This is a genomic window from Pseudomonas sp. AC193, assembly GCF_979258075.1.
On record NZ_OZ409832.1, the window covers coordinates 4,376,403 to 4,402,333 of the forward strand.

At 59.1% G+C, this 25,931-nt stretch carries 25 protein-coding genes; 9 read left to right on the forward strand and 16 right to left on the reverse strand.

Annotated elements, in window-relative coordinates:
- Window positions 1-5 precede the first annotated feature (5 nt).
- From rng to mreB, 5 genes are all read right to left on the reverse strand, one after another.
- Window positions 6-1,463 (reverse strand): ribonuclease G, encoded by a 1,458-nt coding sequence (gene rng / locus ACZZ0D_RS19840; RefSeq protein ID WP_053117087.1) that lies wholly within the window; start codon window positions 1,461-1,463, stop codon window positions 6-8.
- Between the two features lie 58 nt (window positions 1,464-1,521).
- A complete protein-coding gene (locus ACZZ0D_RS19845; protein WP_463554074.1) occupies window positions 1,522-2,118 on the reverse strand; it encodes a Maf family protein in 597 nt (198 codons plus the stop codon).
- 86 nt (window positions 2,119-2,204) lie between these two features.
- Window positions 2,205-2,696: a rod shape-determining protein MreD gene (mreD, locus tag ACZZ0D_RS19850; protein ID WP_053117085.1), complete on the reverse strand. Its 492-nt coding sequence runs from the start codon at window positions 2,694-2,696 to the stop codon at window positions 2,205-2,207.
- Complete coding sequence (gene mreC, locus ACZZ0D_RS19855; RefSeq protein WP_082341383.1) at window positions 2,696-3,826, reverse strand: rod shape-determining protein MreC; 1,131 nt, start codon at window positions 3,824-3,826, stop codon at window positions 2,696-2,698. The genes mreD and mreC overlap by 1 nt, the downstream gene beginning before the upstream one ends.
- A gap of 143 nt (window positions 3,827-3,969) precedes the next feature.
- Window positions 3,970-5,007, reverse strand: a complete 1,038-nt coding sequence (mreB, locus tag ACZZ0D_RS19860) for a rod shape-determining protein MreB (RefSeq protein ID WP_002555108.1) — start codon at window positions 5,005-5,007, stop codon at window positions 3,970-3,972.
- Between the two features lie 214 nt (window positions 5,008-5,221).
- On the opposite strand from mreB, the gene gatC reads away from it, so the two are divergent.
- The 6 genes from gatC to ACZZ0D_RS19890 all read left to right on the forward strand — a co-directional run bounded on the left by gatC (window position 5,222) and on the right by ACZZ0D_RS19890 (window position 10,510).
- Window positions 5,222-5,509 carry an Asp-tRNA(Asn)/Glu-tRNA(Gln) amidotransferase subunit GatC gene (gene gatC / locus ACZZ0D_RS19865; protein ID WP_007901429.1) on the forward strand — a complete coding sequence of 96 codons (288 nt, stop codon included), beginning with the start codon at window positions 5,222-5,224 and terminating at the stop codon, window positions 5,507-5,509.
- A 16-nt stretch (window positions 5,510-5,525) separates the two neighbouring features.
- Window positions 5,526-6,977 (forward strand): Asp-tRNA(Asn)/Glu-tRNA(Gln) amidotransferase subunit GatA, encoded by a 1,452-nt coding sequence (gene gatA, locus ACZZ0D_RS19870; RefSeq protein WP_463554075.1) that lies wholly within the window; start codon window positions 5,526-5,528, stop codon window positions 6,975-6,977.
- Between the two features lie 10 nt (window positions 6,978-6,987).
- Entirely contained in the window at window positions 6,988-8,433 is a 1,446-nt protein-coding gene (gatB, locus tag ACZZ0D_RS19875; RefSeq protein ID WP_008085412.1) for an Asp-tRNA(Asn)/Glu-tRNA(Gln) amidotransferase subunit GatB, read from the forward strand.
- 220 nt (window positions 8,434-8,653) lie between these two features.
- Complete coding sequence (locus ACZZ0D_RS19880) at window positions 8,654-9,025, forward strand: septal ring lytic transglycosylase RlpA family protein (protein ID WP_212544076.1); 372 nt, start codon at window positions 8,654-8,656, stop codon at window positions 9,023-9,025.
- 46 nt (window positions 9,026-9,071) lie between these two features.
- Window positions 9,072-10,133 carry a calcium/sodium antiporter gene (locus tag ACZZ0D_RS19885; protein ID WP_463554076.1) on the forward strand — a complete coding sequence of 354 codons (1,062 nt, stop codon included), beginning with the start codon at window positions 9,072-9,074 and terminating at the stop codon, window positions 10,131-10,133.
- Window positions 10,130-10,510, forward strand: a complete 381-nt coding sequence (locus ACZZ0D_RS19890) for a carboxymuconolactone decarboxylase family protein (protein WP_016984177.1) — start codon at window positions 10,130-10,132, stop codon at window positions 10,508-10,510. Before ACZZ0D_RS19885 ends, ACZZ0D_RS19890 begins: the two co-directional genes overlap by 4 nt.
- Before the next feature lie 108 nt (window positions 10,511-10,618).
- Here ACZZ0D_RS19890 and ACZZ0D_RS19895 read toward each other — a convergent pair whose 3' ends face one another.
- The 5 genes from ACZZ0D_RS19895 to kdgD form a co-directional block, all read right to left on the reverse strand.
- Window positions 10,619-11,560, reverse strand: coding sequence for an AEC family transporter (locus ACZZ0D_RS19895; protein WP_159812145.1), 942 nt, complete (start codon window positions 11,558-11,560; stop codon window positions 10,619-10,621).
- Between the two features lie 253 nt (window positions 11,561-11,813).
- A complete protein-coding gene (gene garD, locus ACZZ0D_RS19900) occupies window positions 11,814-13,367 on the reverse strand; it encodes a galactarate dehydratase (RefSeq protein WP_053117079.1) in 1,554 nt (517 codons plus the stop codon).
- An 11-nt stretch (window positions 13,368-13,378) separates the two neighbouring features.
- The gene (locus tag ACZZ0D_RS19905; RefSeq protein WP_053117078.1) at window positions 13,379-14,740 is read right to left on the reverse strand and encodes an MFS transporter; all 1,362 of its coding nucleotides are present in this window, start codon (window positions 14,738-14,740) and stop codon (window positions 13,379-13,381) included.
- Window positions 14,741-14,975: 235 nt separating this feature from the next.
- Window positions 14,976-16,421 (reverse strand): aldehyde dehydrogenase family protein, encoded by a 1,446-nt coding sequence (locus tag ACZZ0D_RS19910; protein ID WP_463554077.1) that lies wholly within the window; start codon window positions 16,419-16,421, stop codon window positions 14,976-14,978.
- A gap of 62 nt (window positions 16,422-16,483) precedes the next feature.
- Window positions 16,484-17,395: a 5-dehydro-4-deoxyglucarate dehydratase gene (kdgD, locus tag ACZZ0D_RS19915; protein WP_053117076.1), complete on the reverse strand. Its 912-nt coding sequence runs from the start codon at window positions 17,393-17,395 to the stop codon at window positions 16,484-16,486.
- A gap of 434 nt (window positions 17,396-17,829) precedes the next feature.
- Between kdgD and ACZZ0D_RS19920 the strand changes: the two genes are divergently transcribed.
- On the forward strand, window positions 17,830-18,033 hold the full coding sequence (locus ACZZ0D_RS19920) for a hypothetical protein (RefSeq protein ID WP_463554078.1): 204 nt from the start codon (window positions 17,830-17,832) through the stop codon (window positions 18,031-18,033).
- 159 nt (window positions 18,034-18,192) lie between these two features.
- Window positions 18,193-18,540 carry a hypothetical protein gene (locus ACZZ0D_RS19925; protein ID WP_463554079.1) on the forward strand — a complete coding sequence of 116 codons (348 nt, stop codon included), beginning with the start codon at window positions 18,193-18,195 and terminating at the stop codon, window positions 18,538-18,540.
- Between the two features lie 6 nt (window positions 18,541-18,546).
- Here the strand turns inward: ACZZ0D_RS19925 and ACZZ0D_RS19930 are convergent, their stop codons facing one another.
- From ACZZ0D_RS19930 to ACZZ0D_RS19945, 4 genes are all read right to left on the reverse strand, one after another.
- Window positions 18,547-19,293, reverse strand: a complete 747-nt coding sequence (locus tag ACZZ0D_RS19930; RefSeq protein ID WP_463554080.1) for a FadR/GntR family transcriptional regulator — start codon at window positions 19,291-19,293, stop codon at window positions 18,547-18,549.
- 194 nt (window positions 19,294-19,487) lie between these two features.
- Window positions 19,488-21,215 (reverse strand): ABC transporter ATP-binding protein/permease, encoded by a 1,728-nt coding sequence (locus ACZZ0D_RS19935; RefSeq protein WP_053117074.1) that lies wholly within the window; start codon window positions 21,213-21,215, stop codon window positions 19,488-19,490.
- A 96-nt stretch (window positions 21,216-21,311) separates the two neighbouring features.
- Window positions 21,312-21,872 carry a response regulator transcription factor gene (locus ACZZ0D_RS19940; protein WP_003221630.1) on the reverse strand — a complete coding sequence of 187 codons (561 nt, stop codon included), beginning with the start codon at window positions 21,870-21,872 and terminating at the stop codon, window positions 21,312-21,314.
- Window positions 21,865-23,127 carry an ATP-binding protein gene (locus tag ACZZ0D_RS19945; protein ID WP_053117073.1) on the reverse strand — a complete coding sequence of 421 codons (1,263 nt, stop codon included), beginning with the start codon at window positions 23,125-23,127 and terminating at the stop codon, window positions 21,865-21,867. The genes ACZZ0D_RS19940 and ACZZ0D_RS19945 overlap by 8 nt, the downstream gene beginning before the upstream one ends.
- A gap of 404 nt (window positions 23,128-23,531) precedes the next feature.
- Here ACZZ0D_RS19945 and ACZZ0D_RS19950 point away from each other — a divergent pair, with 404 nt between their 5' ends.
- A complete protein-coding gene (locus tag ACZZ0D_RS19950; protein WP_053117072.1) occupies window positions 23,532-24,248 on the forward strand; it encodes an SIMPL domain-containing protein in 717 nt (238 codons plus the stop codon).
- Between the two features lie 112 nt (window positions 24,249-24,360).
- On the opposite strand, the gene ACZZ0D_RS19955 is transcribed toward ACZZ0D_RS19950, so the two are convergent.
- Window positions 24,361-24,546 (reverse strand): hypothetical protein, encoded by a 186-nt coding sequence (locus ACZZ0D_RS19955; protein ID WP_463554081.1) that lies wholly within the window; start codon window positions 24,544-24,546, stop codon window positions 24,361-24,363.
- Between the two features lie 77 nt (window positions 24,547-24,623).
- On the reverse strand, window positions 24,624-24,812 hold the full coding sequence (locus ACZZ0D_RS19960) for a hypothetical protein (protein ID WP_463554082.1): 189 nt from the start codon (window positions 24,810-24,812) through the stop codon (window positions 24,624-24,626).
- Between the last annotated feature and the right edge of the window lie 1,119 nt (window positions 24,813-25,931).

A 25,931-nucleotide genomic window follows, 5' to 3' on the forward strand; every position in this document is an offset into this window, starting at 1 on the left:
GGGGATCAGAGCAGCACCACGTCGTATTGTTCCTGGGAATACATGGTTTCCACCTGGAAACGAATGGTGCGACCGATAAACCCTTCAAGTTCGGCGACGTTACCCGATTCTTCATCGAGCAGTCGATCAACCACTTTCTGGTTCGCCAGTACGCGATAACCCTCGGCCTGATAGGCACGGGCCTCACGCAGAATCTCGCGGAAAATCTCGTAACAGATGGTTTCCGGAGTCTTCAATTTGCCACGACCCTGACAACTGCTGCACGGCTCGCACAGCACTTGTTCAAGACTTTCGCGGGTGCGCTTGCGGGTCATCTGCACCAGGCCCAACTCGGTGATACCGATGATGTTGGTCTTGGCGTGATCGCGCTCCAGCTGTTTCTCCAGCGTGCGCAGCACCTGACGCTGGTGCTCTTCATCTTCCATGTCGATGAAGTCGATGATGATGATCCCGCCCAGATTGCGCAGGCGCATCTGCCGGGCAATCGCGGTGGCGGCTTCGAGGTTGGTCTTGAAAATGGTTTCTTCAAGGTTGCGATGACCGACGAACGCGCCAGTGTTGACGTCGATGGTGGTCATGGCTTCCGCCGGATCGATCACCAGATAGCCGCCGGATTTCAGCGGGACTTTGCGCTCAAGGGCGCGCTGGATTTCGTCTTCAACGCCGTAGAGGTCGAAAATTGGTCGCTCGCCCGGGTAATGTTCCAGACGATCGGCGATCTCCGGCATCAGCTCGGCGACGAACTGCGTGGTTTTCTGGAAGGTTTCCCGCGAGTCGATGCGGATCTTCTCGATCTTCGGGCTGACCAGATCGCGCAGGGTGCGCAGGGCCAGACCGAGGTCTTCGTAGATCACGCTCGGCGCGCCGATGGTTTTGATTTGTTCGTTGATCTGATCCCACAAACGGCGCAGATAACGAATGTCCATGAGGATTTCTTCAGCGCCGGCACCTTCGGCCGCGGTGCGCAGAATAAAGCCGCCCGCCTCCTGAATGCCTTCTTTGGCCACGCAATCGCTGACCACCTTTTTCAGGCGTTCGCGTTCGGCTTCGTCTTCGATTTTCAGGGAAATGCCGACATGGGCGGTGCGCGGCATGTACACCAGATAGCGCGATGGGATCGACAATTGTGTGGTCAGGCGGGCGCCTTTCGAGCCGATCGGGTCTTTGGTGACTTGCACCACCAGGCTCTGGCCTTCGTGCACCAGCGCGCTGATGCTTTCAACGGAGGAGCCTTCGCGCAGGGAGATTTCCGAGGCATGAATGAACGCGGCGCGATCCAGACCGATGTCGACGAATGCCGCCTGCATGCCCGGCAGTACCCGGACGATCTTGCCTTTATAGATGTTGCCGACGATCCCGCGTTTTTGCGTGCGCTCGACATGGACTTCTTGCAGCACACCGTTTTCGACCACCGCCACGCGCGACTCCATCGGCGTGATGTTGATCAGAATCTCTTCACTCATGGCAGGATCTCGTTCAGACATTTTCACGATAATGGCCGCATCTGGTTTCGTACGACGCTCATTGCGCGCTTAGGTTTTGCCAACAGGGTATGCCGAAATGGCCCAGCAGTTCTGCGGTTTCGCAAACAGGCAACCCGACCACCGCCGAGTAACTGCCATTGAGCCCGGCGACAAACACTGCGCCGAGGCCCTGAATGCCATAACCACCGGCCTTGTCGCGGGGTTCACCGCTGGCCCAGTAGGCCGCGGCTTCTTCACGACTGATCGGGCGGAACCGCACCAGACTGTGCACCACGCGCGACTCGCAACGCTCGTCGTCGAGTACGGCGATTGCCGTCAGCACTTCATGCTCCTTGCCGGACAACATCATCAGCATGGCGCATGCGTCGGCTTCGTCCACCGGTTTGCCGAGAATTTTACCGTCGAGCACCACAGCGGTATCCGCGCCCAGCACACAATGCTGTTCGGCAGACACGAGCGTGCGTCGCCCGGCCTCGGCTTTGCCGCGCGCCAGACGCTCGACGTAGGCCGAAGGGGATTCGTTGGTTAAAGGGGTTTCATCGATGTCCGCGCTGATGGCGGTGAACGGCACGCCGATCTGCGTGAGCAATTCACGCCGACGCGGCGAACCTGAGGCAAGGTAAAGCGACTTCATCACGACATCTCCCTGTTTAGTGCCCTGCCTCACAAATACTCTTCCCTGTTGGCGGCGTCACCGGTGCGGGTACATGCCTGATCGACTCAATTGATCTTGTAGCGGCGGCGCAATCCACGCAGAGCGAAGCTGATCCACGGCCAGAGCAAGGCGCTGACCAGTGCCGGCAATACCAGCGCCAGCGTCGGTTGACGGTTGCCGGTCAACGCGCTGAGCCACAGCTGCACGAGCTGGGCGAGGCCGAAGATCACCAGAATCACCAGGCACTGCTGCCACATCGGGAACATGCGCAAGCGCTGCTGCAACGACAGGACGAGGAAAGTAATCAGCGTGAGGATCAAGGCGTTCTGCCCCAGCAGCGTGCCGTAGAGCACGTCTTCGGCCAGCCCCAGACAAAACGCGGTGACCATCCCGACCGTTTGCGGCATGTACAGCGCCCAGAACGTCAGGAGCAGCGCCAGCCACAGCGGGCGGAGGATTTCCATGAATTGCGGCAACGGCGAAACACTGAGCAGCAGGCCGATGGCAAAGGTCAGCCAGACGATCCAGCCGTTACGCGAGGCAGTCGCTCCGACCATTATTCTTGTCTCCCGGTGGTGGCGGGCGCAGTCACCGGCGGTTTCGCCGCTGGCCGTGCAGCCGGCTGAGCGGCCGGAGGTTTACTGGCGGCGGGCGGTTTTGACGCCGCTGGCGGTTTGCTCGCAGCCGGCTTGGCCGGTGTCGCAGCGGCAGCGGCCGGTGCGGCGGGCGTTGCTGCTGGAGTCGCCGCAGCGGCGGCAGGTGGCGTGACGGTTTTCGGCACAGTGGCCGGGATCACCGGGCCACCGCCCTGCGCGTCGAGATTTTCCTGGGCTTGCGCGGCGTCATTGGCGCGCTCTTCCGGCGTGCGGGTGTCGCTGAACACCAGCAGCATGTAGCGGCTGCGATTCAGGGCTGCCGTCGGCACGGCGCGGACGATGGCGAAGGGCTGACCGGAATCGTGGATCACTTCCTTGACGGTCGCCACCGGGTAACCGGCCGGGAAACGCTGGCCGAGACCCGAACTGACCAGCAGATCGCCTTCTTTGATGTCGGCGGTGTCGGCAACGTGGCGCAGTTCCAGACGTTCCGGGTTACCGGTGCCGCTGGCAATCGCGCGCAGACCGTTACGGTTCACCTGCACAGGAATGCTGTGAGTGGTGTCGGTCAACAGCAATACACGTGAGGTGTACGGCATCAACTCGACCACCTGGCCCATCAAGCCGCGCGCATCGAGCACCGGTTGACCGAGCACCACGCCATCGCGCTCACCTTTATTGATGATGATGCGATGGGTGAAGGGATTGGGATCCATGCCGATCAACTCGGCCACTTCGACCTTTTCGTTGACCAGTGCGGAAGAATTCAGCAACTCGCGCAGCCGAACGTTCTGCTCGGTGAGGGCGGCAAGCTTTTGCATGCGACCCTGCAGCAGCAGGTTTTCGGTTTTGAGTTTTTCATTTTCGGCGACAAGCTCGGTGCGGCTGCCGAATTGACTGGCCACGCCTTCCCATAAACGTCCGGGCAGGTCAGTGATCCAGTAGGCATCCATCAGCACCAGCGACATCTGGCTGCGTGCAGGCTTGAGCAGACTGAAGCGGGCATCGACGACCATCAGCGCGACCGACAGCACGGCCAGCACCAACAGGCGCACACCCAACGAAGGGCCTTTGGCGAAAAGCGGTTTAATAAGCCGCTCCTCCCAGGCAAATGTTCTGTTTATTCATACGGCATCAAACCGGCCTGGATGAAGACTGACAGAAGATAAACGCCAACAGGCAGCACTGCAAAGTGCTGCCTGCGCGCGCTCACCCACGTATTGCAACCCAGCACTTATTCGCTGGAGAGCAGATCCATGGTGTGCTTATCCATCATTTCCAATGCACGGCCACCGCCGCGAGCAACACAGGTCAGCGGATCTTCGGCAACGATCACCGGCAGACCGGTTTCCTGCGCCAGCAACTTGTCGAGATCACGCAGCAACGCGCCACCACCGGTCAGCACCAGGCCACGCTCGGCGATGTCGGAAGCCAGTTCCGGCGGCGATTGCTCCAGCGCGCTTTTCACGGCCTGAACGATGGTTGCCAGGGACTCTTGCAGAGCTTCCAGCACTTCGTTGGAGTTCAGGGTGAATGCGCGTGGAACGCCTTCTGCCAGGTTGCGACCGCGAACATCGACTTCGCGAACTTCGCCGCCCGGGTAGGCAGTACCGATTTCCTGTTTGATGCGCTCAGCGGTGGATTCACCGATCAGGCTGCCGTAGTTACGGCGCACGTAGGTGATGATCGCTTCGTCGAAGCGGTCGCCGCCAACGCGTACGGATTCGGCATAGACCACACCGTTCAGGGAGATCAGTGCGATTTCAGTGGTACCACCACCGATATCCACGACCATCGAACCGCGCGCTTCTTCGACCGGCAGGCCGGCACCGATCGCAGCAGCCATTGGCTCTTCGATCAGGAACACTTCACGGGCACCGGCACCGAGGGCCGATTCACGGATGGCGCGACGCTCAACCTGGGTGGATTTGCATGGAACGCAGATCAGCACACGAGGGCTAGGCTGCAGAAAGCTGTTTTCGTGAACTTTGTTAATAAAGTATTGCAGCATCTTTTCGCAGACGCTGAAGTCGGCGATCACGCCGTCTTTCATCGGACGAATGGCAGCAATGTTGCCCGGCGTACGACCGAGCATGCGCTTGGCTTCGGTGCCGACAGCGACGACACTTTTCTGATTACCGTGTGTCCGAATAGCCACAACCGATGGCTCATTCAGGACGATACCGCGCTCGCGCACGTAAATAAGGGTGTTGGCAGTGCCCAGGTCAATGGAAAGATCGCTGGAAAACATGCCACGCAGTTTCTTGAACATGGGAAAGGGGCAGCCTAGGCAACGCGTGGGTAAAAAAGTGCGGCAAACTCTAACAACGACAGGGATTTTGGGCAAGGCGCCAATATGTTAAATTGGCCGCTTTTCTGTGCACCAAGCCCCACAATCGCGGCCTTATGACCGTAGAAGTGCGGTAGTGTTCCGAACAATCTAACACACGGACGCCGTGTGTTCTGTTTTCCACTGGAGAATCCCGATGGCGCTAGAACGCTCCGACGTGGAAAAGATTGCTCATCTGGCCTGCCTTGGCCTCAATGATGCTGATCTTCCACACATTACTTCCGCCCTCAACAGCATTCTCGGGCTGGTCGACGAAATGCAGGCTGTTAATACCGACGGTATCGAGCCTCTGGCCCACCCGCTGGAAGCCAGTCAGCGCCTGCGTGCCGACGTCGTGACCGAGACTAATCACCGCGAGGCCTACCAGTCCATCGCACCAGCGGTCGAAAACGGCCTGTATCTGGTTCCGAAAGTCATCGACTAAAGGGAAAGAGCCTGCAATGCATCAAATGACTCTGGCCGAGATCGCCCGCGGTCTCGCCGATAAAAAGTTTTCCTCCGAAGAGCTGACCAAAGTCCTGCTGGCGCGTATCACCCAGCTCGATCCGCAGCTCAATAGTTTCATCAGCCTCACCGAAGAGCTGGCCCTCGAGCAGGCGAAAGCCGCCGATGCCCGCCGCGCCAACGGTGAGAGCGGCGCCCTGCTCGGCGCGCCGATTGCCCACAAAGACCTGTTCTGCACCCAGGGCATTCGCACCAGCTGCGGCTCGAAGATGCTCGACAACTTCAAGGCCCCGTACGACGCCACTGTCGTTGCGAAACTGGCCGCTGCCGGCGCCGTGACCCTGGGCAAGACCAACATGGACGAATTCGCCATGGGTTCGGCCAACGAGTCGAGCTGGTACGGCGCGGTGAAAAACCCGTGGAATCTGGAACACGTACCGGGCGGTTCGTCCGGCGGTTCGGCGGCCGCAGTTGCCGCTCGTCTGTTGCCAGCGGCGACGGCCACCGATACCGGCGGTTCGATTCGTCAGCCAGCAGCGTTCACCAACCTCACCGGCCTGAAACCGACGTACGGTCGTGTTTCGCGCTGGGGCATGATCGCTTACGCCTCCAGCCTCGATCAGGGCGGCCCGTTGGCGCGCACGGCCGAAGACTGCGCAATTTTGTTGCAAGGCATGGCTGGCTTCGATCAGAACGACTCCACCAGCATCGATGAGCCGGTTCCGGATTACTCCGCAAGCCTGGGCGATTCGCTGCAAGGTCTGCGCATCGGCGTGCCGAAGGAATACTTCAGCACCGGTCTCGACCCGCGCATCGCCGAGCTGATCCAGAACAGCATTAAAGAGCTGCAGAAGCTCGGTGCCGTGATCAAGGAAATCAGCCTGCCGAACATGCAGCACGCGATTCCTGCGTACTACGTGATCGCGCCAGCAGAGGCTTCTTCGAACCTGTCGCGTTTCGACGGCGTGCGTTTCGGCCATCGCTGCGAGCAACCGAAAGACCTGATCGACCTGTACAAGCGCTCCCGTGGCGAAGGCTTCGGCCCGGAAGTGCAGCGCCGGATCATGGTCGGCGCGTACGCACTGTCCGCCGGTTACTACGACGCCTACTACCTGAAAGCGCAGAAGATCCGTCGCCTGGTGAAGAACGATTTCATGGCTGCGTTTAATGAAGTCGACATCATCCTCGGCCCAACCACGCCGAACCCGGCCTGGAAACTCGGCGCGAAGAACAGTGACCCGGTCGCTGCTTATCTGGAAGACGTCTACACCATCACCGCCAACCTCGCGGGCCTGCCGGGCCTGTCGATGCCGGCCGGTTTTGTCGACGGCTTGCCGGTGGGCGTGCAGTTGCTTGCGCCGTATTTCCAGGAAGGCCGCTTGCTCAACGTTGCCCACCAGTATCAGCTCAACACTGACTGGCACACCCGCACCCCAACCGGCTTCTGAGGAGACACACATGCAATGGGAAGTCGTGATCGGGCTGGAGATTCACACTCAGCTCACCACCCGGTCGAAAATCTTTTCCGGTAGTTCCACCACATTCGGTTCCGAGCCGAACACCCAGGCCAGCCTGATCGATCTGGGCATGCCTGGCGTGTTGCCGGTGCTGAACCAGGAAGCGGTGCGTATGGCGGTGATGTTCGGTCTGGCGATTGACGCCGAGATCGGTCAGCACAACGTGTTCGCCCGTAAAAACTACTTCTACCCGGATCTGCCGAAGGGCTACCAGATCAGCCAGATGGAATTGCCGATCGTTGGCAAGGGCCACCTGGACATCGCGCTGGAAGACGGCACGGTCAAACGTGTCGGCATCACCCGCGCGCACCTGGAAGAAGACGCCGGCAAGAGCCTGCACGAAGAATTCAACGGTGCCACCGGTATCGACCTGAACCGTGCCGGCACGCCGCTGCTGGAAATCGTTTCCGAGCCGGACATGCGCAGCGCCAAGGAAGCCGTGGCTTACGTCAAGGCGATCCACGCGCTGGTGCGTTATCTGGGCATCTGCGACGGCAACATGGCCGAAGGCTCGCTGCGTTGCGACTGCAACGTGTCGATCCGTCCGAAAGGTCAGGTTGAATTCGGCACGCGTTGCGAGATCAAAAACGTCAACTCGTTCCGCTTCATCGAGAAGGCGATCAACTCCGAGATCCAGCGTCAGATCGAGCTGATCGAAGACGGCGGCAAAGTGATCCAGCAGACCCGTCTGTACGATCCGAACAAGGACGAGACCCGTCCGATGCGTTCGAAAGAGGAAGCCAACGACTACCGTTACTTCCCCGATCCGGATCTGCTGCCGGTGGTCATCGAAGAGTCGTTCCTCGGCGAGGTGCGCGCCACCCTGCCGGAACTGCCTCCGCAGAAACGCGAGCGCTTCCAGGAGCAATTCGGTCTGTCGGTCTACGACGCCAGCGTGCTGGCCACCAGCCGCGAGCAAGCCGATTACTTCGAGAAAGTCGCGAGCATCGGCGGCGACGCCAAACTGGCGGCGAACTGGGTGATGGTCGAGTTGGGCAGCCTGCTCAACAAGCAAGGCCTGGACATCGACGAGTCGCCGGTGTCGGCGGAACTGTTGGGTGGCATGCTGCTGCGCATCAAGGACAACACCATCTCCGGCAAGATCGCCAAGGTGGTGTTTGAAGCGATGGCCAACGGTGAAGGCAGCGCAGACGAGATCATCGAAAAACGCGGCCTGAAACAAGTGACCGACAGCGGCGCAATCTCGGCGGTGCTCGACGAAATGCTCGCGGCCAACGCCGAGCAAGTTGAACAGTATCGCGCGGCGGATGAAGCCAAACGCGGCAAGATGTTCGGCTTCTTTGTCGGTCAGGCGATGAAAGCGTCGAAAGGCAAAGCCAACCCGCAGCAAGTGAACGAACTGCTGAAAAGCAAGCTCGAAGGCTGATGCAAATGGAGCCAGACTCAAAGCCTGGCTCCATCTCCTGTGGGAGTGATCTGTGGCGAGGGGATTTATCCCCGTTGGGCTGCGAAGCGGCCCCAAATGCCGAGCTTGATTTACACCAGATAAACCGAGCTCTCAGATTTTGGGACTGCTGCGCAGTCCAACGGGGATAAATCCCCTCGCCACAAAAGCTCACCCTGCACTAGTTTCGGGAAACCTTTGAATGAAGCGTTTGTTCATCAGCTGCGCCCTGCTCTCTTTGCTGGCCGGTTGCGCCAGTACCGACACCATCGACCCGCACGGTTACGACCAGACCGGTGTCGCCTCCTATTACGGTGCCAAGCACCACGGTAAACGCACTGCCAGTGGCGAAGCGTTCAACCAGAATTCCCTGACCGCCGCCCACCGCCAGCTACCCTTTGGCACGCGGGTGAAGGTCACCAACCTGAAAAACGATGAGTCCGTTGTGGTGCGCATTAACGATCGTGGCCCGCATACGCGTGGACGCCTGATTGATGTTTCACGCGAAGCCGCCAAACAACTCGGTATGCTCAGCAGCGGTACCGCGCGGGTTCGCGTGCAGGCCCTCGACTGATGGAGCGCTGACCATTTTCGGACTGACCGATTTACCGCTGATCAGCGTGATCGAATTGCTCGCCGGCCTGTGCCTGCTGATCTTCGGCGCCGAACTGATGGTGCGCGCGGCGGTGCGGCTGGCCGAGCGTCTGCATGTGCGTCCACTGATCATCGGCCTGACCATTGTCGCCCTCGGCAGCAGTGCGCCGCAGATGGCCGTCAGCGTGCAAGCCGCGCTGGGGCACAACCCCGACATCGCCGTCAGCAGCGTGGTCGGCAGCAGCATCTTCAACATCCTTGTAACTCTCGGCCTGTCGGCGCTGATCATTCCGCTGCGCGTGTCGCGGCAACTGGTGCGTCTCGACATTCCGCTGATGATCGGCGCCAGTCTGCTGGTGTTCGTGTTGGCGTGGAACGAGGAAATCAGCCGCTTCGACGGCGTTCTCTTACTCGGCGCTTTGGCGTTGTATCTCGGCCTGCTGTTGCGTCAGTCACGGCACTCGGCGCGACCGCATTCCGCGCAACCCGACGCGGTAAAAACCTCATGGCTTGCCAGCGTTTTGATGATCATCGTCGGGCTGGCGATGCTGGTATTCGCCGGGCATCTGCTGCTCGGCGCCGCTGTGGTGGTGGCGACGGATCTGGGCTTCTCGGAACGGGTGATCGGTCTGACCGTGGTCGCTGTCGGCACGTCGCTGCCGGAACTGGCGACCTCGCTGATCGCCGCCCTGCGCGGCCAACGCGACATCGCCGTGGGCAACGTGATCGGCGCCAATCTGTTTAACCTGCTCGGCGTGCTCGGCCTCACCGCGTTGATCGCGCCGACACCATTGTCGGTATCGCCGAACGCACTGGATTTCGACCTGCCGGTGATGCTCGGCGTCGCCGCGCTGTGCCTGCCGGTGTTCTATTCCGGCTACCGCGTGACCCGCGCCGAAGGTTTGTTGCTGCTCGGTTTGTATCTGGTCTACGGGCTGCACGTGGTGTCGTTCACCACCGGCATGCCGCTGGCCGGCAAACTGGAGCGGCTGATGCTGTTTTACGTTCTGCCGCCGCTGCTGGGGTATTTGTTGTTTACGTCCATCCGCGCCTGGCGCCGCCAACACCACAAGAGTGATATGCCATGACCGAATCGAAGAAGTCCGGGGTAGAAGTTCGCCGCCAGGTAATGGGCGATGCATTTGTTGATCGCGCGCTGGGCAACGCCACCGAGTTCACCCAGCCGTTGCAGGATTTCGTTAATGAACATGCCTGGGGCGGCGTGTGGAATCGCGAAGGTTTGCCGCTGAAGACGCGCAGCTTGATTACCCTGGCCGCGCTGACGGCGCTGAAGTGTCCGCAAGAGTTGAAAGGCCATGTGCGTGGGGCGCTGAACAACGGCTGCACGGTGGACGAGATTCGTGAGGCGCTGCTGCATTGCGCGGTGTATGCCGGCGTGCCGGCGGCGATTGATGCGTTTCGCGCGGCGCAGGAAGTGATCGATACCTATCAGAAACCCGAGTGATTGAACCGACGCCTTCGCGAGCAAGCCCGCTCCCACATTTGGAATGCATTCCCCTGTGGGAGCGGGCTTGCTCGCGAAAAGGCCCTCAGCAACAACACAAACTCAAAATCAGATCCACCCACCCCACTGCAAAACAAAGATCCCGACATTGGTGGTAATCGCTGCCATCAACGTGGTCAGCACAATAATCGCCGCCGCTAACTCATGATTACCCTGCGCCGCCCGCGCCATGACAAAACTCGCCGCCGCCGTCGGGCTGCCGAAGTACAGAAATAGAATCCCCAACTCCGCCCCACGAAAGCCGCACAACCACGCCCCGAGCGTCGCCAGCACCGGCAAACCGATCATCTTCACCAGACTCGAACTCAGCGCCATGTTGCCGCTCTTGCGCAACGCCGCCAGCGACAGGGTGCCGCCTATGCAGATCAGCGCCAGCGGCAACGTGGTCTGCGCCAGATACTGCCCGGAAGTCTCCAGCCACCCCGGCAAACCGATCTTGAAATAGGCAAACGGCGCCGCCGCAATCACGCTGATGATCAGCGGATTGCTGAACACGCTTTTGCAGATGCTCCACGGATCGGACTTGATCACAGGGCTGTACACCGCCAGCACAATCGTCGATAGCGTGTTGTAAAACAGGATCACCAACGCCGCGAGAATCGCCCCGAGGGAGATGCCGTAATCGCCGTACATGCTCGCCGCCAGCGCCAGACCGATCACGCCGTTATTACCGCGAAACGCGCCTTGGGTGTAGATGCCGCGATCTTCACGCGGGCACTTGAAAATCGCCCAGCCCCAGGCGATGGCGAAACAGACGAGTGTGGCGACGGAGAAGTAGATCAGCAGCGCTGGTTGCAACGCGGCGTGCAGGTCGGCGTGCAGAATGCCGAGGAACAACAGCGCCGGCATGGTCACGTTGAACACCAGCGCCGAGGCGGTGTGGATGAAGTTGTCGTTGATCCAGTCGATGCGCTTTAGCAACACACCGAGAAACAGCATGGCAAACACCGGCGCGGTGATGTTCAGGGTTTCGAGGAAAATTGCCAGCATGCCGAGAGAGCCTTGGATGAGCGTCGTTAGGTGGCAATGATAAAGCAAAAGCCCCTCACCCTAGCCCTCTCCCGGAGGGAGAGGGGACTGACCGGGGGATATTCAAAAAATCCGCCGACCTGAAATGACTTCGTTGAATCCATAATCAACTCGGTATTTCAGGTCGATGTATTGCGCAAGACAACTCGGTCGGCCCCCTCTCCCTCCGGGAGAGGGCTGGGGTGAGGGTAGCTTTTGCCCTACCCCAAAACCATCAGGTAATCGGCGCCGGGTTAAACAACGTAATGTCGTTATGCAGCTTGTGCTTCTCCGCCCACGTCTGCTGCTTGCCGCTCGCAACATCCAGATAGTAGTGAAACAACTCCCAACCCAATTCCTCAATCGTCGCGCGCCCGGTGGCAATCCGCCCGGCGTCGATATCAATCAGATCCGGCCAACGCTGCGCCAGCTCCGTGCGCGTCGACACTTTCACCACCGGCGCCATCGCCAATCCGTACGGCGTACCCCGCCCGGTGGTGAACACATGCAAATTCATCCCGGCCGCCAACTGCAGCGTCCCGCAGACAAAATCACTCGCCGGCGTCGCACAGAAAATCAGCCCCTTCTGCTTGAAACGTTCGCCCGGGCCGAGCACGCCATTGATCGCGCTGCTGCCGGATTTGACGATCGAACCCAGCGACTTCTCGACGATGTTCGACAACCCGCCCTTCTTGTTGCCCGGCGTGGTGTTGGCGCTGCGATCCGCTTCACCTTTGGCGAGATAACGGTCGTACCAGTCCATTTCGCGCACCAGTTCTTCGGCGACGGTTTTGGTTTCGGCACGCGAAGTCAGCAGGTAAATCGCATCACGCACTTCGGTGACTTCGGAAAACATCACCGTCGCCCCGGCGCGCAACAACAAGTCCGAGGCATAGCCCAGCGCCGGGTTGGCGGTGATCCCGGAGAACGCATCGCTGCCGCCGCACTGCATGCCGAGAATCAACTCGGACGCCGGCACGGTTTCGCGGCGGCGCTGGTCGAGTTTCTTCAGGCGCACCTCAGCCAGTTGCATGATCTGCTCGATCATCTCGGTAAAACCGTGACTGGAATCCTGCAAGCGATACAACCATGGATCGCTGAGATCGACCGACGCATCGTCTTCGTGCATCACCTGCCCCGCCTGCAATTTCTCGCAGCCCAGACTGATCACCAACGCCTCGCCGCCGAGGTTCGGGTTGCGCGCCAGATTGCGCACGGTGCGAATCGGGATGTAAGCGTCGGTGGCGGTGATCGCCACGCCGCAGCCGTAACTGTGGGTCAGCGCCACCACGTCATCGACGTGCGGGTACTTCGGCAGCAGCTCATCCTTGATGCGTTTCACCGCGTGATCGAGCACGCCGGTGACGCACTGCACGGTCGTAGTAATGCCGAGAATATTGCGCGTGCCGACGGTGCCATCAGCGTTGCGATAGCCTTCGAAGGTGAAGCCTTCCAGCGGTGCCTGCGCGTCCGGCACGTCGGTGGACAGCGGCAAGCTGTCCAGTGGCGGCGCGGTCGGCATGCGCAGTTGATCTTCCTTGACCCAACTGCCCCGGCGGATCGGCTGCAACGCGTAGCCAATGACCTGACCGTAGCGAATCACCTGACCGCCCTCGGCAATGTCTTCGAGGGTGATCTTGTGGCTTTGCGGCACGAATTCCACGGTCACCAGACCATCGGCAAACTCAGTGCCGGCCGGTGCGCCCTGGTCGTTGACCACAACCACCACATTGTCCCGCTCGTGCAGGCGGATGTGGCGCGGCGAGTCGGAATGTTCAATCAACTGCATGACGCCGCTCCTCAGGAATGCGCTTGAGACAATTTACCGCTGGCTTCAACACCGCCGTTGGTTGGCGGCTCTTTGAGTACCACACGTTTGATCGGGCCGACGATGACCAGATAGCTGAACACCGCCACCAGTGCGTTGGCACCGACGAACACCAGCGCCCATTTGAACGAACCGGTGGAGCTGATGATGTAGCCAATCACGATCGGCGTGGTAATCGAAGCGATGTTGCCGAAGGTGTTGAACAGGCCACCGCTCAGACCGGCGATCTGTTTTGGCGAGGTGTCAGAAACCACCGCCCAACCGAGCGCGCCAACGCCTTTGCCGAAGAAGGCCAAGGCCATGAAGCCGACCACCATCCATTCCACATCAACATAGTTGCAGGCCACGATGCTGCTGGAAACCAGCAGGCCGGCGATGATCGGCGCTTTGCGGGCGAAGGTTAGCGAGTGGCCTTTGCGCAGCAGGTAATCGGAAATGACCCCGCCGAGCACGCCGCCAATGAAGCCGCAGATCGCCGGCAACGAGGCGATGAAACCGGCCTTGAGAATGGTCATGCCACGCTCTTGCACCAGGTACACCGGGAACCAGGTCAGGAAGAAATAAGTGATGCCGTTGATGCAGTACTGGCCCAGGTATACGCCGAGCATCATGCGGTTGGTCAGCAACTGACGGATGTAGTCCCATTTCGGGCCGTCGGACTTTTTGCCCGTCTGATCCATGTCGACCATGCCGCCGTTTTCAGCGATGTGCTTGAACTCGGCTTCGTTGATACGCGGGTGCTCACGCGGGCTGTAGATCACTTTCAGCCAGACCAGCGAGAACACAATCCCGAGAATCCCCATGACGATAAACACGTGCTCCCAACCGAAGGAGTACACGATCCAGCCCATCAACGGGGCGAACAACACGGTGGCAAAATATTGCGCCGAGTTGAAGATCGCCGACGCGGTACCGCGCTCAGCGGTCGGGAACCACGCCGCTACGATGCGTGCGTTGCCCGGGAACGATGGCGCCTCAGCCAGACCAACGAGGAAGCGCAGCATAAACAGCGCAACGATCGCCGTGGACATGCCGAACTCACCGACAAAGCCTTGCAGCACGGTGAACAGCGACCAGGTGAAAATGCTCAGGGCGTAAACTTTTTTCGAGCCGAAACGATCGAGCAGCCAGCCACCGGGAATTTGCCCGGCCACGTAGGCCCAACCGAATGCAGAGAAGATGTAGCCGAGGGTGACCGCGTCGATGCCGAGGTCTTTTTGCAGGCTGGAGCCGGCGATGGCGATCGTGGCGCGGTCGGCGTAGTTGATCGTGGTCACGAGGAACAGCATGAGCAAGATCAAATAGCGGACGTGAGTCGGCTTGGACGATTGCATGTAGATGTACTCCCACTGATTATTTTTATGCGCGGGTGAATCTTCTTTGGCGCCCGGTTTTCCGGGTGTCCCTGTATTACGGGATGTCCGTATTTCGGGTTCCCTGTATTACGGGATGTTCGTATTTCGGGTTCCCTGTAGGAGCTGCCGAAGGCTGCGATCTTTTGATCTTGACCTTGAAAACAGGATCAAAAGATCGCAGCCTTCGGCAGCTCCTACAGGGGTATTGCGTGTATCAGGAACCGACGTACGCGGTTTTCACCACGGTGTAGAACTCCTGGGCATAGCGGCCTTGCTCACGTGAGCCATAGGATGAACCTTTACGGCCACCGAACGGAACGTGGTAATCGACGCCGGCGGTCGGCAAGTTGACCATCACCATGCCGGCCTGCGAGTGGCGTTTGAAGTGGTTGGCGTACTTCAGCGACGTCGTCGCGATACCCGCCGACAGACCGAACTCGGTGTCGTTGGCCATCGCTAGCGCCGCGTCGTAATCGGCCACCCGAACGATGTTGGCCACCGGGCCGAAGATCTCTTCGCGGCTGATGCGCATCGACGCTTCGCTGTCGGCAAACAGCGTTGGCGCGAGGAAGTAACCTTCGGTGTCGCAGGTCACCAGACCACCGCCGCTGACCAGACGCGCACCTTCGGACTGACCGATGTCGATGTACTTCATGTCCTGTTCAAGCTGTGCTTGCGAAACCACTGGACCGATGTCAGTGCCGGATTTCAGCGCGTGGCCGACCTTGATCGACTTCATGCGCTCGGCCATCGCTTCGACAAATTTGTCGTGAATCCCGGCGGTGACGATCAAGCGGCTCGACGCGGTGCAACGCTGACCGGTGGAGTAAAACGCGCTCTGTACCGACAACTCGACCGCTTGCTTAAGGTCGGCGTCATCGAGAATGATCTGCGGGTTTTTGCCGCCCATTTCCAGCTGCACTTTCGCCTGACGCGACACGCAGTTGACGGCGATCTGACGACCCACGCCCACCGAACCGGTAAAGCTGATGCCGTCGACTTTCGGGCTCTGCACCAGCGCGTCGCCAACCACTCGACCGCTGCCCATCACCAGGTTGAACACGCCAGCCGGGAAGCCCGCGCGGGAGATGATTTCGGCCAGTGCCCAAGCGCAACCCGGCACCAGATCGGCCGGTTTCAGCACCACGCAGTTGCCGTAGGCCAGCGCCGGAGCAATCTTCCACGCCGGAATCGCGATCGGGAAGTTCCACGGGGTGATCAGACCGACCACGCCCAGCGCTTCGCGGGTGACTTCGACGTTGACGCCCGGGCGCACCGACGGCACGTAGTCGCCAGAAAGACGCAGGCATTCACCGGCGAAAAATTTGAAAATGTTGCCGGCGCGGGTCACTTCGCCGATGGCTTCGGGCAGGGTCTTGCCCTCTTCCCGCGCCAGCAAGGTGCCGAGTTCTTCGCGACGAGCGAGGATTTCCGTGCCGACTTTATCCAGCGAATCGTGACGGGCCTGAATGCCCGAAGTCGAATACGCCGGGAACGCGGCACGGGCGGCGTCGATGGCGGCATTAACCTGAGTCAGATCAGCCTTGGCGTAGTCGCCGATGGTGTCGCTCAACTCGGACGGGTTGATGTTGGCCGAGTAATCGGCACCGGCAACCCATTCACCGTTGATGTAATTGTCGTAACGCTTGGAATCAGTCACAGCCTTTTCTCCTCTCGACGCAAAAGCCGCTGATTGCGCAGCGGCCTCGGTTTGTTCGGGGGTTATTGCGCACCTTGCTTGTCGATCAGCGCGGCGAGCATCTCGTACTCTTCGCCGGTCAAGTCGGTCAGCGGTGCGCGCACCGGGCCGGCGTCATAGCCAGCGATTTTGGCGCCGGCCTTGACGATGCTCACCGCGTAACCGGCCTTGCGGTTGCGGATGTCGAGGTACGGCAGGAAGAAGTCGTCGATGATCTTGCCGACGGTGGCGTGATCTTCGCGAGCGATCGCGTGGTAGAAATCCATCGCGGTTTTCGGAATGAAGTTGAACACCGCCGAGGAGTAAACCGGCACGCCCAGCGCCTTGTAGGCAGCGGCGTAGACTTCGGCGGTCGGCAAGCCACCGAGGTAGCTGAAGCGATCACCGAGGCGACGACGGATCGACACCATCAACTCGATATCGCCCAGACCGTCCTTGTAACCGATCAGGTTCGGGCAGCGCTCGGCCAGACGTTCCAGCAGCGGCGCGTTGAGGCGGCAAACGTTGCGGTTGTAGACGACCACGCCGATCTTGACCGATTTGCACACGGCTTCAACGTGTGCGGCAACGCCGTCCTGACTGGCTTCGGTCAGGTAGTGCGGCAGCAACAGCAAGCCTTTGGCGCCCAGACGCTCGGCTTCCTGTGCGTATTCGATGGCCTGACGGGTCGAACCGCCGACACCGGCGAGAATCGGCACGCTGGTTTCGCAAGTGTCGACGGCTGTCTTGATGATTTCCGAATATTCGCTGGCGGCCAGGGAGAAGAACTCACCGGTGCCGCCCGCTGCGAACAGAGCCGAAGCGCCGTACGGGGCCAGCCATTCCAGACGCTTGATGTAGCCCGCACGGTTGAAATCACCCTGCGCGTTGAAATCGGTAACCGGGAAGGACAGCAGGCCGGCAGAGAGGATGGACTTCAGTTCTTGTGGATTCATTATTCGAACACCCTGGGTAGCAATATTGTTGTGATTGTCAGGTTCAGCCTTCGCCGAAGTTGTAGGTCATCGTACAACTTAAAAGATAACCGTCAACTGCATTTCATCGTTGCGGGTGGTTTTTTGTCGGACAGGATTGTGTTTGCTGGCTTTTAAGGGCTTAGGAGACAGGATGACGAACGACTGAGAGATACGTTGTCCGAGGATGAGATAGGCGTTGCGGCGAATGGCCCCTTCGCGAGCAAGCCCGCTCCCACACTTGAAATGCATTCCAAATGTGGGAGCGGGCTTGCTCGCGAAGGCTATGTATCAGACGACATGGAGCTGTCAGGGGAACCAATGACCATTCGTCGAAACTGGTATTTCTTACAGGTGCGTCCATACGCCCGCTGCTCCTAATTTGAGTACAGGCACTCAACCCAGAGCAATTCGCCATGAAAGTGACCTACACACTGAAAAACGCCGTTGGCAAACGTCGCAGCCTCGAGTTCGACGGTCATGTCTACCAAGGCGATCTCCTGAGATTCGAAGGCCTGAACGAAATCCATGCGGTTATCAGTAGAACGCTAAACGTGCCATTTGATATTGCTTCGCCGATTACCGATGTGGAGATCGAAACCGAAATCCATAAACCTTGAACACCGTAAACCGTTCATCGGAACTGGTATTTCTTACAGGTGCCAGCTATTTCCGGTTACCCGCTTAATGACTGAGGAGTAACGAACCGGCTCCGACAGCGCATGCCGTCCCTTGCGCCAATAAAACGGTTAAAAGAGATAACGAAAAGGAATTTACTCATGACTGCACAGGTAAAAGCACTCGCAGCACCAGTACTCCAGGAAGCAGTTAAAGGAGTTCTTTATGTCGGGAAGTTAGATGGAAACGCTAACGGCGAAGTGACTTACGAAAACTCAGCTGTCGGAGATGTAGTTGCGCTGGACGTAGAAACTTCTACCGGCAACAGCTTCAAAGACCAAATCACATTGACTGCAACGACGGTAGGAACGCAACTCGTCTTCGCCATTCCCAAAGCTGTTTTTGAGAAAAAACTCGTTCCGCGTGCAAACGCCAAGCTTCACTACACCGTTACCCGCGCCGGTAACATTTCGGTGTCGCCAGTGCTGACCGTTCAACTCGAACTTTAATTACCGTCACCCCTGCGCCTGTGCCTCTTCATGAGCTTGGCGCAGCCTTTCGCGGCTGTTGGTCAAATGCAGCCGCATCGCCGCTCTCGCTGCATCGGAATCCTGCCGGGCAATCGCCTGATAAATCTCTTCATGCTCGCGGCTGACGCGATTCATGTAGTGCTGCTGATCGTCATGGGCCAGACGCGCTGAGTTCAGCCGCGTGCGCGGAATGATGCTGGTACCCAAGTGGGTCATGATGTCGGTGAAGTAGCGGTTGCCGGTCGACAGCGCGATTTCCAGGTGGAAGGCGAAATCGGACGCGACGGCATCGCTGGCGTGGGCGACGCTGTCGTTCAGCGCATCGAGGGCGGCGCGCATGGTTGCCAGTTGCTCCGGACTGCGGCGTTGCGCGGCGAGGCCGGCGGATTCGACTTCGAGGCTGATGCGCAATTCGAGAATCGCCAATACGTCACGCAAGGTGACGACGGTGGCCGGATCGATGCGAAAGCCGCTTGGGCTCGGCGTGTCGAGTACGAAAGTGCCGATGCCGTGGCGGGTTTCCACTTGTCCGGCGGCTTGCAGACGGGAGATCGCCTCGCGCACCACGGTGCGGCTGACACCGTGCTCCTGCATGATCGCCGATTCAGTGGGGAGCTTATCGCCCCGTTTGAGCAGGCCGTCACGGATCTGCTCGGTCAGCACCGTCACCAGTTCCTGGGCCAGGCTGCGGCGCTTGCGCGGGAGGCGTGGGGCGTTGAGCGAGTTTTCCATGATTTACGTCTTGTCTCGAGAATTCGGCTTGGGCGCATCATAGCGCAAGGCGGTTGTACGATCACTTCCCGCCGCACCTCAACCTCCTGTGGGAGCGGGCTTGCTCGCGAAAGCGGTGGGTCAGATGCAAAAGTGTTGCCTGACACGACGCTTTCGCGAGCAAGCCCGCTCCCACATGGGGATTTGTGTGGGGGTCAGGCGGTTACGGGTTGCTCGACGAGATGGCCGCTGTCGATGCGTACATGCCTTGGGTGGAAGCGTTTCAGGCTGCTGCGGTGGCCGACGCTGACAATGCTCAGCCCCGGCAACTGATCGATCAACGCCTGATACAACGTCGCCTCATCCTCTTCATCCATCGCCGACGTGGCTTCGTCCATGTACAGCCAATGCGGTGCATAAAGCAGTGCGCGGGCGAAGGCCAGTCGTTGCTGCTCACCCGGCGACAGCATGCGCTGCCAGTGATTGGCTTCGTCCAGTCGCGCCACCAGATGTGGCAAGCGGCAGGTTTCCAGCACCTCGGCATAACGCTCAGGCGCGTAGGTCTCGCTCGGTTGTGGATAACTCAGCGCCTCGCGCAAGGTGCCGATCGGCAGATACGGTTTTTGCGGCAGGAACAGATAACGCGCCGCTGGCAAACGAATGTTGCCGTGCCCCGCTGGCCACAAATGCCCCATCGCCCGCAGCAGTGTGGATTTACCACTGCCGGAACGCCCGCTGAGCATGACTCGATCACCCGGCTCAACAGTCATGTCGGCGCTGGTCAGCAGATGACGACCGTCGGCCAGATCCAGACCGAGGTTGTGCACCTTCAATTCGCTGCCCTGATTCTGCACATCGATCGCAGGCTTGCGCTCTTCGTTATCGGTCATCGCCTGACGGAAACTCAGCAGACGATCACACGTGGCGCGCCACGAAGCGAGGCTCTGATAGGCACTGATGAACCAGCTGAAACTCTCCTGCACGTTGCCGAACGCCGAGCTGATCTGCATCAGCTCACCGAGCTCGATCTTGCCGGCAAGGTAACGCGGCGACGCCACAATAAACGGGAAAATGATTGCCGCCTGGCTGTAACCGGCGGTGAAAAAGGTCAGCCGCTTGGACACTTTCATGATGTCCCAGAAGTTATGCCAGACATTGCCGAAGCGGCCGCTCAAGCGACGATTTTCATTCGGTTCACCGTTGTACAACGCGATGCTTTCGGCGTTCTCACGAATCCGCACCATGGAAAAACGCAGGTCGGCTTCGAAACGTTGTTGTTGGTTGTTCAGGCCGATCAAGCGACGACCGATCAAATGCGTCAGCCAACTGCCGACGATCGCGTAAACCAGCACACACCAGAACATGTAGCCGGGAATGGTCACGCCATAGACTTCGATACTGCCCGACACGCCCCACAAAATGATCGAGAACGACACCAGACTGACAATATTGCGCAGCAGGCCAATGCCCAGCTCGAGGGTGTTGGAGGTGAAGTTATTGAGGTCTTCGGAAATCCGCTGATCCGGGTTATCGGTATAACCGCCCTGCTCCAGCTGGTAGTAATTCTTGTCGGAAAGCCAACGGGAGAAATGTTTTTCGGTGAGCCAGGCCCGCCAGCGAATCGTCAGCATCTGCGTCAGATACAGCCGATACACCGCGCCGATAATCGCCACGGCGGCAATGCCGCAGAAATACAGAATCAACTGCCAAAACGCTGCCTCGTCTTTCTTTTGCAGCGCGTTATAAAAGTCTTTGTACCAGGTGTTGAACCACACCGAGATGCCCACGCTGAGCAGCGAGAGCGCAATCACGGCAATCAACAGCGTCCAGGCCTTGCCCTTCTCTTCACTGCGCCAATACGGCGTGATGATCGCCCACACTTTGCGAAAAAACTGCCCGCGCACAGCATCGTTGACCGCGGAATATTCAGCGTTCTGATTCATGGAAAAGGCTCGATATAGAAAAGAACAGACACGCACCGATCATAGTTGATCGGTGCGTTTTATCGCGAGGGCTGGCGATAGTCGTTCAGCGCAGGTTCAGCGACGAACCGGGCGCTTCTGCAGTTTGCGCTGCAGGGTGCGGCGGTGCATGCCCAGGGCGCGGGCAGTGGCGGAGATGTTGCCTTCGTGTTCGGTGAGCACGCGCTGGATGTGTTCCCACTGCAGGCGGTCGACCGACATCGGGTTTTCCGGCACCAGACTGTCGAGGTCGGCGTGCTCGGAGAGCAGCGCGGCCAATACGTCGTCGGCGTCGGCCGGTTTGCACAGGTAGTTGCAGGCGCCGCGTTTGATCGCTTCGACCGCGGTGGCAATGCTCGAATAACCGGTGAGGATCACCACGCGCATTTCCGGATCCAGCTCCAGCAGCTTGGGCAGCAGCACCAGACCGGAATCGCCGTCCATTTTCAGGTCGAGCGCTGCGTAGTCCGGCAGGTCGGCCTGGGCGATGGTCAGGCCTTCTTCGGCGGAACCGGCGGTGCTGACGCGAAAGCCACGGCGAGCCATGGCGCGGGCCATGACGCGGGTGAATGTTGCGTCGTCATCGACCAGCAGCAAATGCGGCAGTTCTTCGCCTTCGACTTGGATTTCGTCACTCATGTTGGTCTCCTCGGGCGCCGTGGGGCAGGCGCAGCTCGGTGAGCGTGCCGCCTTCCTCATGACTATAGAGTTTCACTGAGCCGCCGGCGCGTGTCACGCTGGCCTTACTCAAAAACAGGCCCAGGCCGAAACCTTTGCCCTTGGTGGTAAAAAACGGTTTACCGATCTGTTCGGCGATGGCCAGCGGCACACCGGCGCCGTGGTCACGAATACTGATGGTGACGTCTTCGGCATCCCAATCCAGGGTTACCTGAAGGTTTTCCGGGCAGGCATCGGCGGCGTTGTTCAGCAGATTGAGCAGCGCCTGAGTCAGATCCGGCGGCGGCGCCATGCGCGGCACCGTGCCTTGGCCGAGACGATGGAAACGGTAACTTGCCTCGGGACGCATCAGGTGCCAGCGATTAAGCGCCTCGTCGAGCCAGTCGGTGACGTCCTGCATATCGATCGCCAGACGACGATTGGCTTCGGCGGCGCGCACCAGTTGCTGCAGGGTCTCCTTGCAGAGTTTGACCTGATCTTGCAGCACTTTCAGATCGTCCTGCAGCAGCGGATCGGGGTGATCCTGCTGCATCTCTTTGAGCAGCACGCTCATGGTCGCCAGCGGTGTGCCGAGTTCATGGGCAGCGCCGGCGGCTTGCGTGGCGACGGCGAGTAACTGCTGATCGCGCAGGCCTTCTTCACGACGAATCGCCCGCAACTCTTCCTGACGACGCAGCTCTTCGGCCATGCGCGCAGCGAAGAAGGTGATGACCGCAGCGGCGAGTGCGAAGCTCAGCCACATGCCGTAGACCTGCAGGTTTTCACGGGCGATCGGCAAGGTTTCCAGCGGATAGAACCGCGTCAGCATCACCGTGTACAAGGCCAGCGCGATACCCGACAGCACCACCGAATAACGCCATGGCAGCGTCACCGCAGCGATGGTCAGCGGCACCAGATAATAGGAAACGAACGGGTTGGTCGAACCGCCGGAGAAATACAGCAGCGCACTGTGGATCACCAGATCACAGGCCAGTTGCAGCGCGTATTCGAGCTCGGTCACCGGCCACGAGGTGCGCAGGCGCACGGCGGTGAACACGCAAAGTAGCGTCGAGCAGCCGAGGGTCATCGCCAGTTGCACCCACGGCAACGGCAACAGCTGCAGCCAGTAGGCCAGGCCTACGGAGCCCGCCTGCGCGGCGAGCACCAAGGTGCGGATGAACGTCAACCGCCAGAGGTTCTGGCGAGTGGCGGAAGTCAGTTGTACGGGGGCGAGCATGAGCTCTCCTGATGAGCGCTCCAGGCGGATCGCACGGAGTATAACCAAGCCGCGGGCTTGAGAGGCGAAAGTGCGGCAAACGACCACATGGTACGGCTCTCAAACTTGACCACCTCGCATGGCTGTCCGAGATCAATTGTGGCGAGGGGATTTATCCCCGCTGGGTGGCGAAGCCGCCCCAAATCATGCGACCTCATTCAACCAGACATACCGCATCAGCCTGATTTGCGACTGCTGCGCAGCCGAACGGGGATAAATCCCCTCGCCACAAAAGCTCTCTGTACTTGGGATCCGCGGTATCTGTATAGAAGTTGTAACTGGGCGAACCGGATCATAAAAGCTAGAGTCTGATGGTTTCACGCAGGCCCCCGAACCATCACCTGCGCCCTCATCAAGGAGCTTTCATGCACACATTTCGCCGCAGCGCCGCCCTTCTCGCCCTGACCGTCGGCAGCGTCGCCAGCCTCCCGGCCCTGGCCGCCGATGAGCTGCACTACAACCAGATCTCCCTGCGCGCCGAAGTCAGCACGGAAGTCGCCCGCGACCTGATGATCGTCACCCTCTACACCGAAGAACAAAACACCGACCCGGCCAAACTCGCCGCCGACATCAGCACCGCCATGAACAAGGCCCTCGGCCAGGCCAAACAAGTCAAAGACATCACCCTGCGCCAGGGCAGCCGCAACAGCTACCCGATCTACGACACCAAAGGCCAAAAGATCACCGGCTGGCGTGAACGCGCAGAACTGCGCCTGGAAAGCTCCGACTTCGCCGCCCTGTCCAAACTCACCGGCGAACTGCTGGGCGACCTGAAAATGGGCGGCATGGACTTCGCTATCGCCGACCCGACCCGCAAGGCCAGCGAAGACAAACTCCTCAAAGAAGCCGTCACCGCGTTCAAAAACCGCGCCCAACTGGCCACCGACGCACTCGGCGGCAAGGGCTACAAAATCGTCAACCTGAACCTCAACAGCAACGGTTACCCACAACCGTACCTGCGCGCGCCGATGATGATGAAAGCGGCGGCGATGGATGCAGCGCCGGTGACGCCGGAAGTTGAAGCGGGCACAAGCCAGGTCAGCATGACGGCGGATGGCTCGATTGAAGTGTTGATGCAGTGATTTGATTTTGGGTTGAATGAAAAACCGGCGATCAGCAGTGATTGCCGGTTTTTTATTTTCACAACAGATTGACCACACTGACTATGAACCAATTAATAATCCACCATCGAGCTCAACTTTCATCGTTATAACTGATATCCATGGAGTCGATTTGCGCTTTCGCATCAGCTAAGGTTTTCTCCAGCCCTCCCATAGGTTCCCCGTTCATGTAACACACTTGAAAAGAGTTAGCCTGATACTGCGGGTCATATTCTTTAATCAAGCACCCTTTGTACTCGATAACTTTTGGATAGTTCATAACCATCACTCCGTGCAAAAAAGTGGTAAACACTCTTTATCACTATGCATCAGTGATCCGTCTGGTTTACAAGACAGTTACTCGCCTGGACGGCTACTGTATGCTCGGCTGGCATCAATCAGGTGCTCAACCTCGGATCTGGATTTGCAAAGGCCGGTAAATTGCCGACCGTCCGCGTAAAACCCTTGAAAATGATCCCCTGCATCGCTTGGGTTATTTTCGTGAATCTTGAAGCCTTTATAGTCAGTGACAATTGGGTAACTCATATCATCCCTTCCTGTAGATGTTCTGCAATCCATCGATGCCCTTACAAATAAAAACGCAAAGGCGCAGTGGCATTCAACCCAAGATCAAAAAATCCGTCTACTGTCAGAAGTAACAGGTAGCCGTCAAAATATGTAACTTTCGGAGAACCATTCGAAATAAACATCTTCCGTTTTATATTTAAAAACAGTGAGCGAAAGTAAGCCCTTCCACTGCACTCGAGTCTGAACGCGCCCCTGAAACGCGGATGCAAACTTAAACAGCCAAAAGCAAACCCTCACCCTATCCCTCTCCCAGAGGGAGAGGGGACTGATCGGGGTGTTTGGGCGAGGTACGCCGACGTGGGATACCGAGTCGAACACAAATTTTGAAAAGCCCACCAATCGGCCCCCTCTCCCTCGGGAGAGGGCTGGGGTGAGGGGCGAATCCAACGAAGATCAAAAGATCGCAGCCTTCGGCAGCTCCTACATGAAATCGCGGCAAACCCACGCCAACCACTAGGCCGAGTGTCAGCTCGCCTGCTTTTGATCTTGATCTCAGAGCCCGTCGGGAGGCTGAGCGGGAGGGATTCATACGGGGAAAGCATCGAGAGGAGGTGCAGCGAAGCAAACCGTAGGCGATGCCCCCGGATGAACCCGGAGCGAAGGAACCCGAGCCTCAGCGAGGGCCGGACGTCAGGGCAAAGACCTTTGGTTACTTTGGGGCGTTTGCCAAAGTGACCCGCCGTAAGGGCGGAACCATAATCCGCAACACCCGAAAAAAAGGATATTCACCCAAGGCGCTACCAAAAGAAGCACCCCAGTTGCACCCAGTACAACCTCCAAAAAAATCCACAACCCAACCCCCACCAAGCCCCCACCCAAACCTCAGAAAAATCCTACAAAAACCAACAGTATAAATAAGTAACACCCAGCCCCACCCCGGCGCACACAACGTGACCAATGCACCGTTTTGGGGCTCCATTTGCACCGTAAAAAACCCGCGCAAACGGTCAAATGCGTCAAAACTTACACAGATGCGACATTAAGGTACGTACGTGCCACCGTTTAACGCTCGCACACACTCTGGATCTTGCAATGGGTATGGCCCCTGCATAAGTATCCGCAGGCACGACTCACGAG

Bases quoted from the DNA above. Each gene is read 5' to 3' on its own strand.
- rng (WP_053117087.1), bottom strand. From the start codon at position 1,463: ATGAGTGAAGAGATTCTGATCAACATCACGCCGATGGAGTCGCGCGTG.
- ACZZ0D_RS19845 (WP_463554074.1), bottom strand. From the start codon at position 2,118: ATGAAGTCGCTTTACCTTGCCTCAGGTTCGCCGCGTCGGCGTGAATTG.
- mreD (WP_053117085.1), bottom strand. From the start codon at position 2,696: ATGGTCGGAGCGACTGCCTCGCGTAACGGCTGGATCGTCTGGCTGACC.
- mreB (WP_002555108.1), bottom strand. From the start codon at position 5,007: ATGTTCAAGAAACTGCGTGGCATGTTTTCCAGCGATCTTTCCATTGAC.
- gatC (WP_007901429.1), top strand. From the start codon at position 5,222: ATGGCGCTAGAACGCTCCGACGTGGAAAAGATTGCTCATCTGGCCTGC.
- gatA (WP_463554075.1), top strand. From the start codon at position 5,526: ATGCATCAAATGACTCTGGCCGAGATCGCCCGCGGTCTCGCCGATAAA.
- gatB (WP_008085412.1), top strand. From the start codon at position 6,988: ATGCAATGGGAAGTCGTGATCGGGCTGGAGATTCACACTCAGCTCACC.
- ACZZ0D_RS19880 (WP_212544076.1), top strand. From the start codon at position 8,654: ATGAAGCGTTTGTTCATCAGCTGCGCCCTGCTCTCTTTGCTGGCCGGT.
- ACZZ0D_RS19890 (WP_016984177.1), top strand. From the start codon at position 10,130: ATGACCGAATCGAAGAAGTCCGGGGTAGAAGTTCGCCGCCAGGTAATG.
- ACZZ0D_RS19895 (WP_159812145.1), bottom strand. From the start codon at position 11,560: ATGCTGGCAATTTTCCTCGAAACCCTGAACATCACCGCGCCGGTGTTT.
- garD (WP_053117079.1), bottom strand. From the start codon at position 13,367: ATGCAGTTGATTGAACATTCCGACTCGCCGCGCCACATCCGCCTGCAC.
- ACZZ0D_RS19905 (WP_053117078.1), bottom strand. From the start codon at position 14,740: ATGCAATCGTCCAAGCCGACTCACGTCCGCTATTTGATCTTGCTCATG.
- kdgD (WP_053117076.1), bottom strand. From the start codon at position 17,395: ATGAATCCACAAGAACTGAAGTCCATCCTCTCTGCCGGCCTGCTGTCC.
- ACZZ0D_RS19920 (WP_463554078.1), top strand. From the start codon at position 17,830: ATGAAAGTGACCTACACACTGAAAAACGCCGTTGGCAAACGTCGCAGC.
- ACZZ0D_RS19925 (WP_463554079.1), top strand. From the start codon at position 18,193: ATGACTGCACAGGTAAAAGCACTCGCAGCACCAGTACTCCAGGAAGCA.
- ACZZ0D_RS19930 (WP_463554080.1), bottom strand. From the start codon at position 19,293: ATGGAAAACTCGCTCAACGCCCCACGCCTCCCGCGCAAGCGCCGCAGC.
- ACZZ0D_RS19935 (WP_053117074.1), bottom strand. From the start codon at position 21,215: ATGAATCAGAACGCTGAATATTCCGCGGTCAACGATGCTGTGCGCGGG.
- ACZZ0D_RS19940 (WP_003221630.1), bottom strand. From the start codon at position 21,872: ATGAGTGACGAAATCCAAGTCGAAGGCGAAGAACTGCCGCATTTGCTG.
- ACZZ0D_RS19945 (WP_053117073.1), bottom strand. From the start codon at position 23,127: ATGCTCGCCCCCGTACAACTGACTTCCGCCACTCGCCAGAACCTCTGG.
- ACZZ0D_RS19950 (WP_053117072.1), top strand. From the start codon at position 23,532: ATGCACACATTTCGCCGCAGCGCCGCCCTTCTCGCCCTGACCGTCGGC.
- ACZZ0D_RS19955 (WP_463554081.1), bottom strand. From the start codon at position 24,546: ATGAACTATCCAAAAGTTATCGAGTACAAAGGGTGCTTGATTAAAGAA.
- ACZZ0D_RS19960 (WP_463554082.1), bottom strand. From the start codon at position 24,812: ATGAGTTACCCAATTGTCACTGACTATAAAGGCTTCAAGATTCACGAA.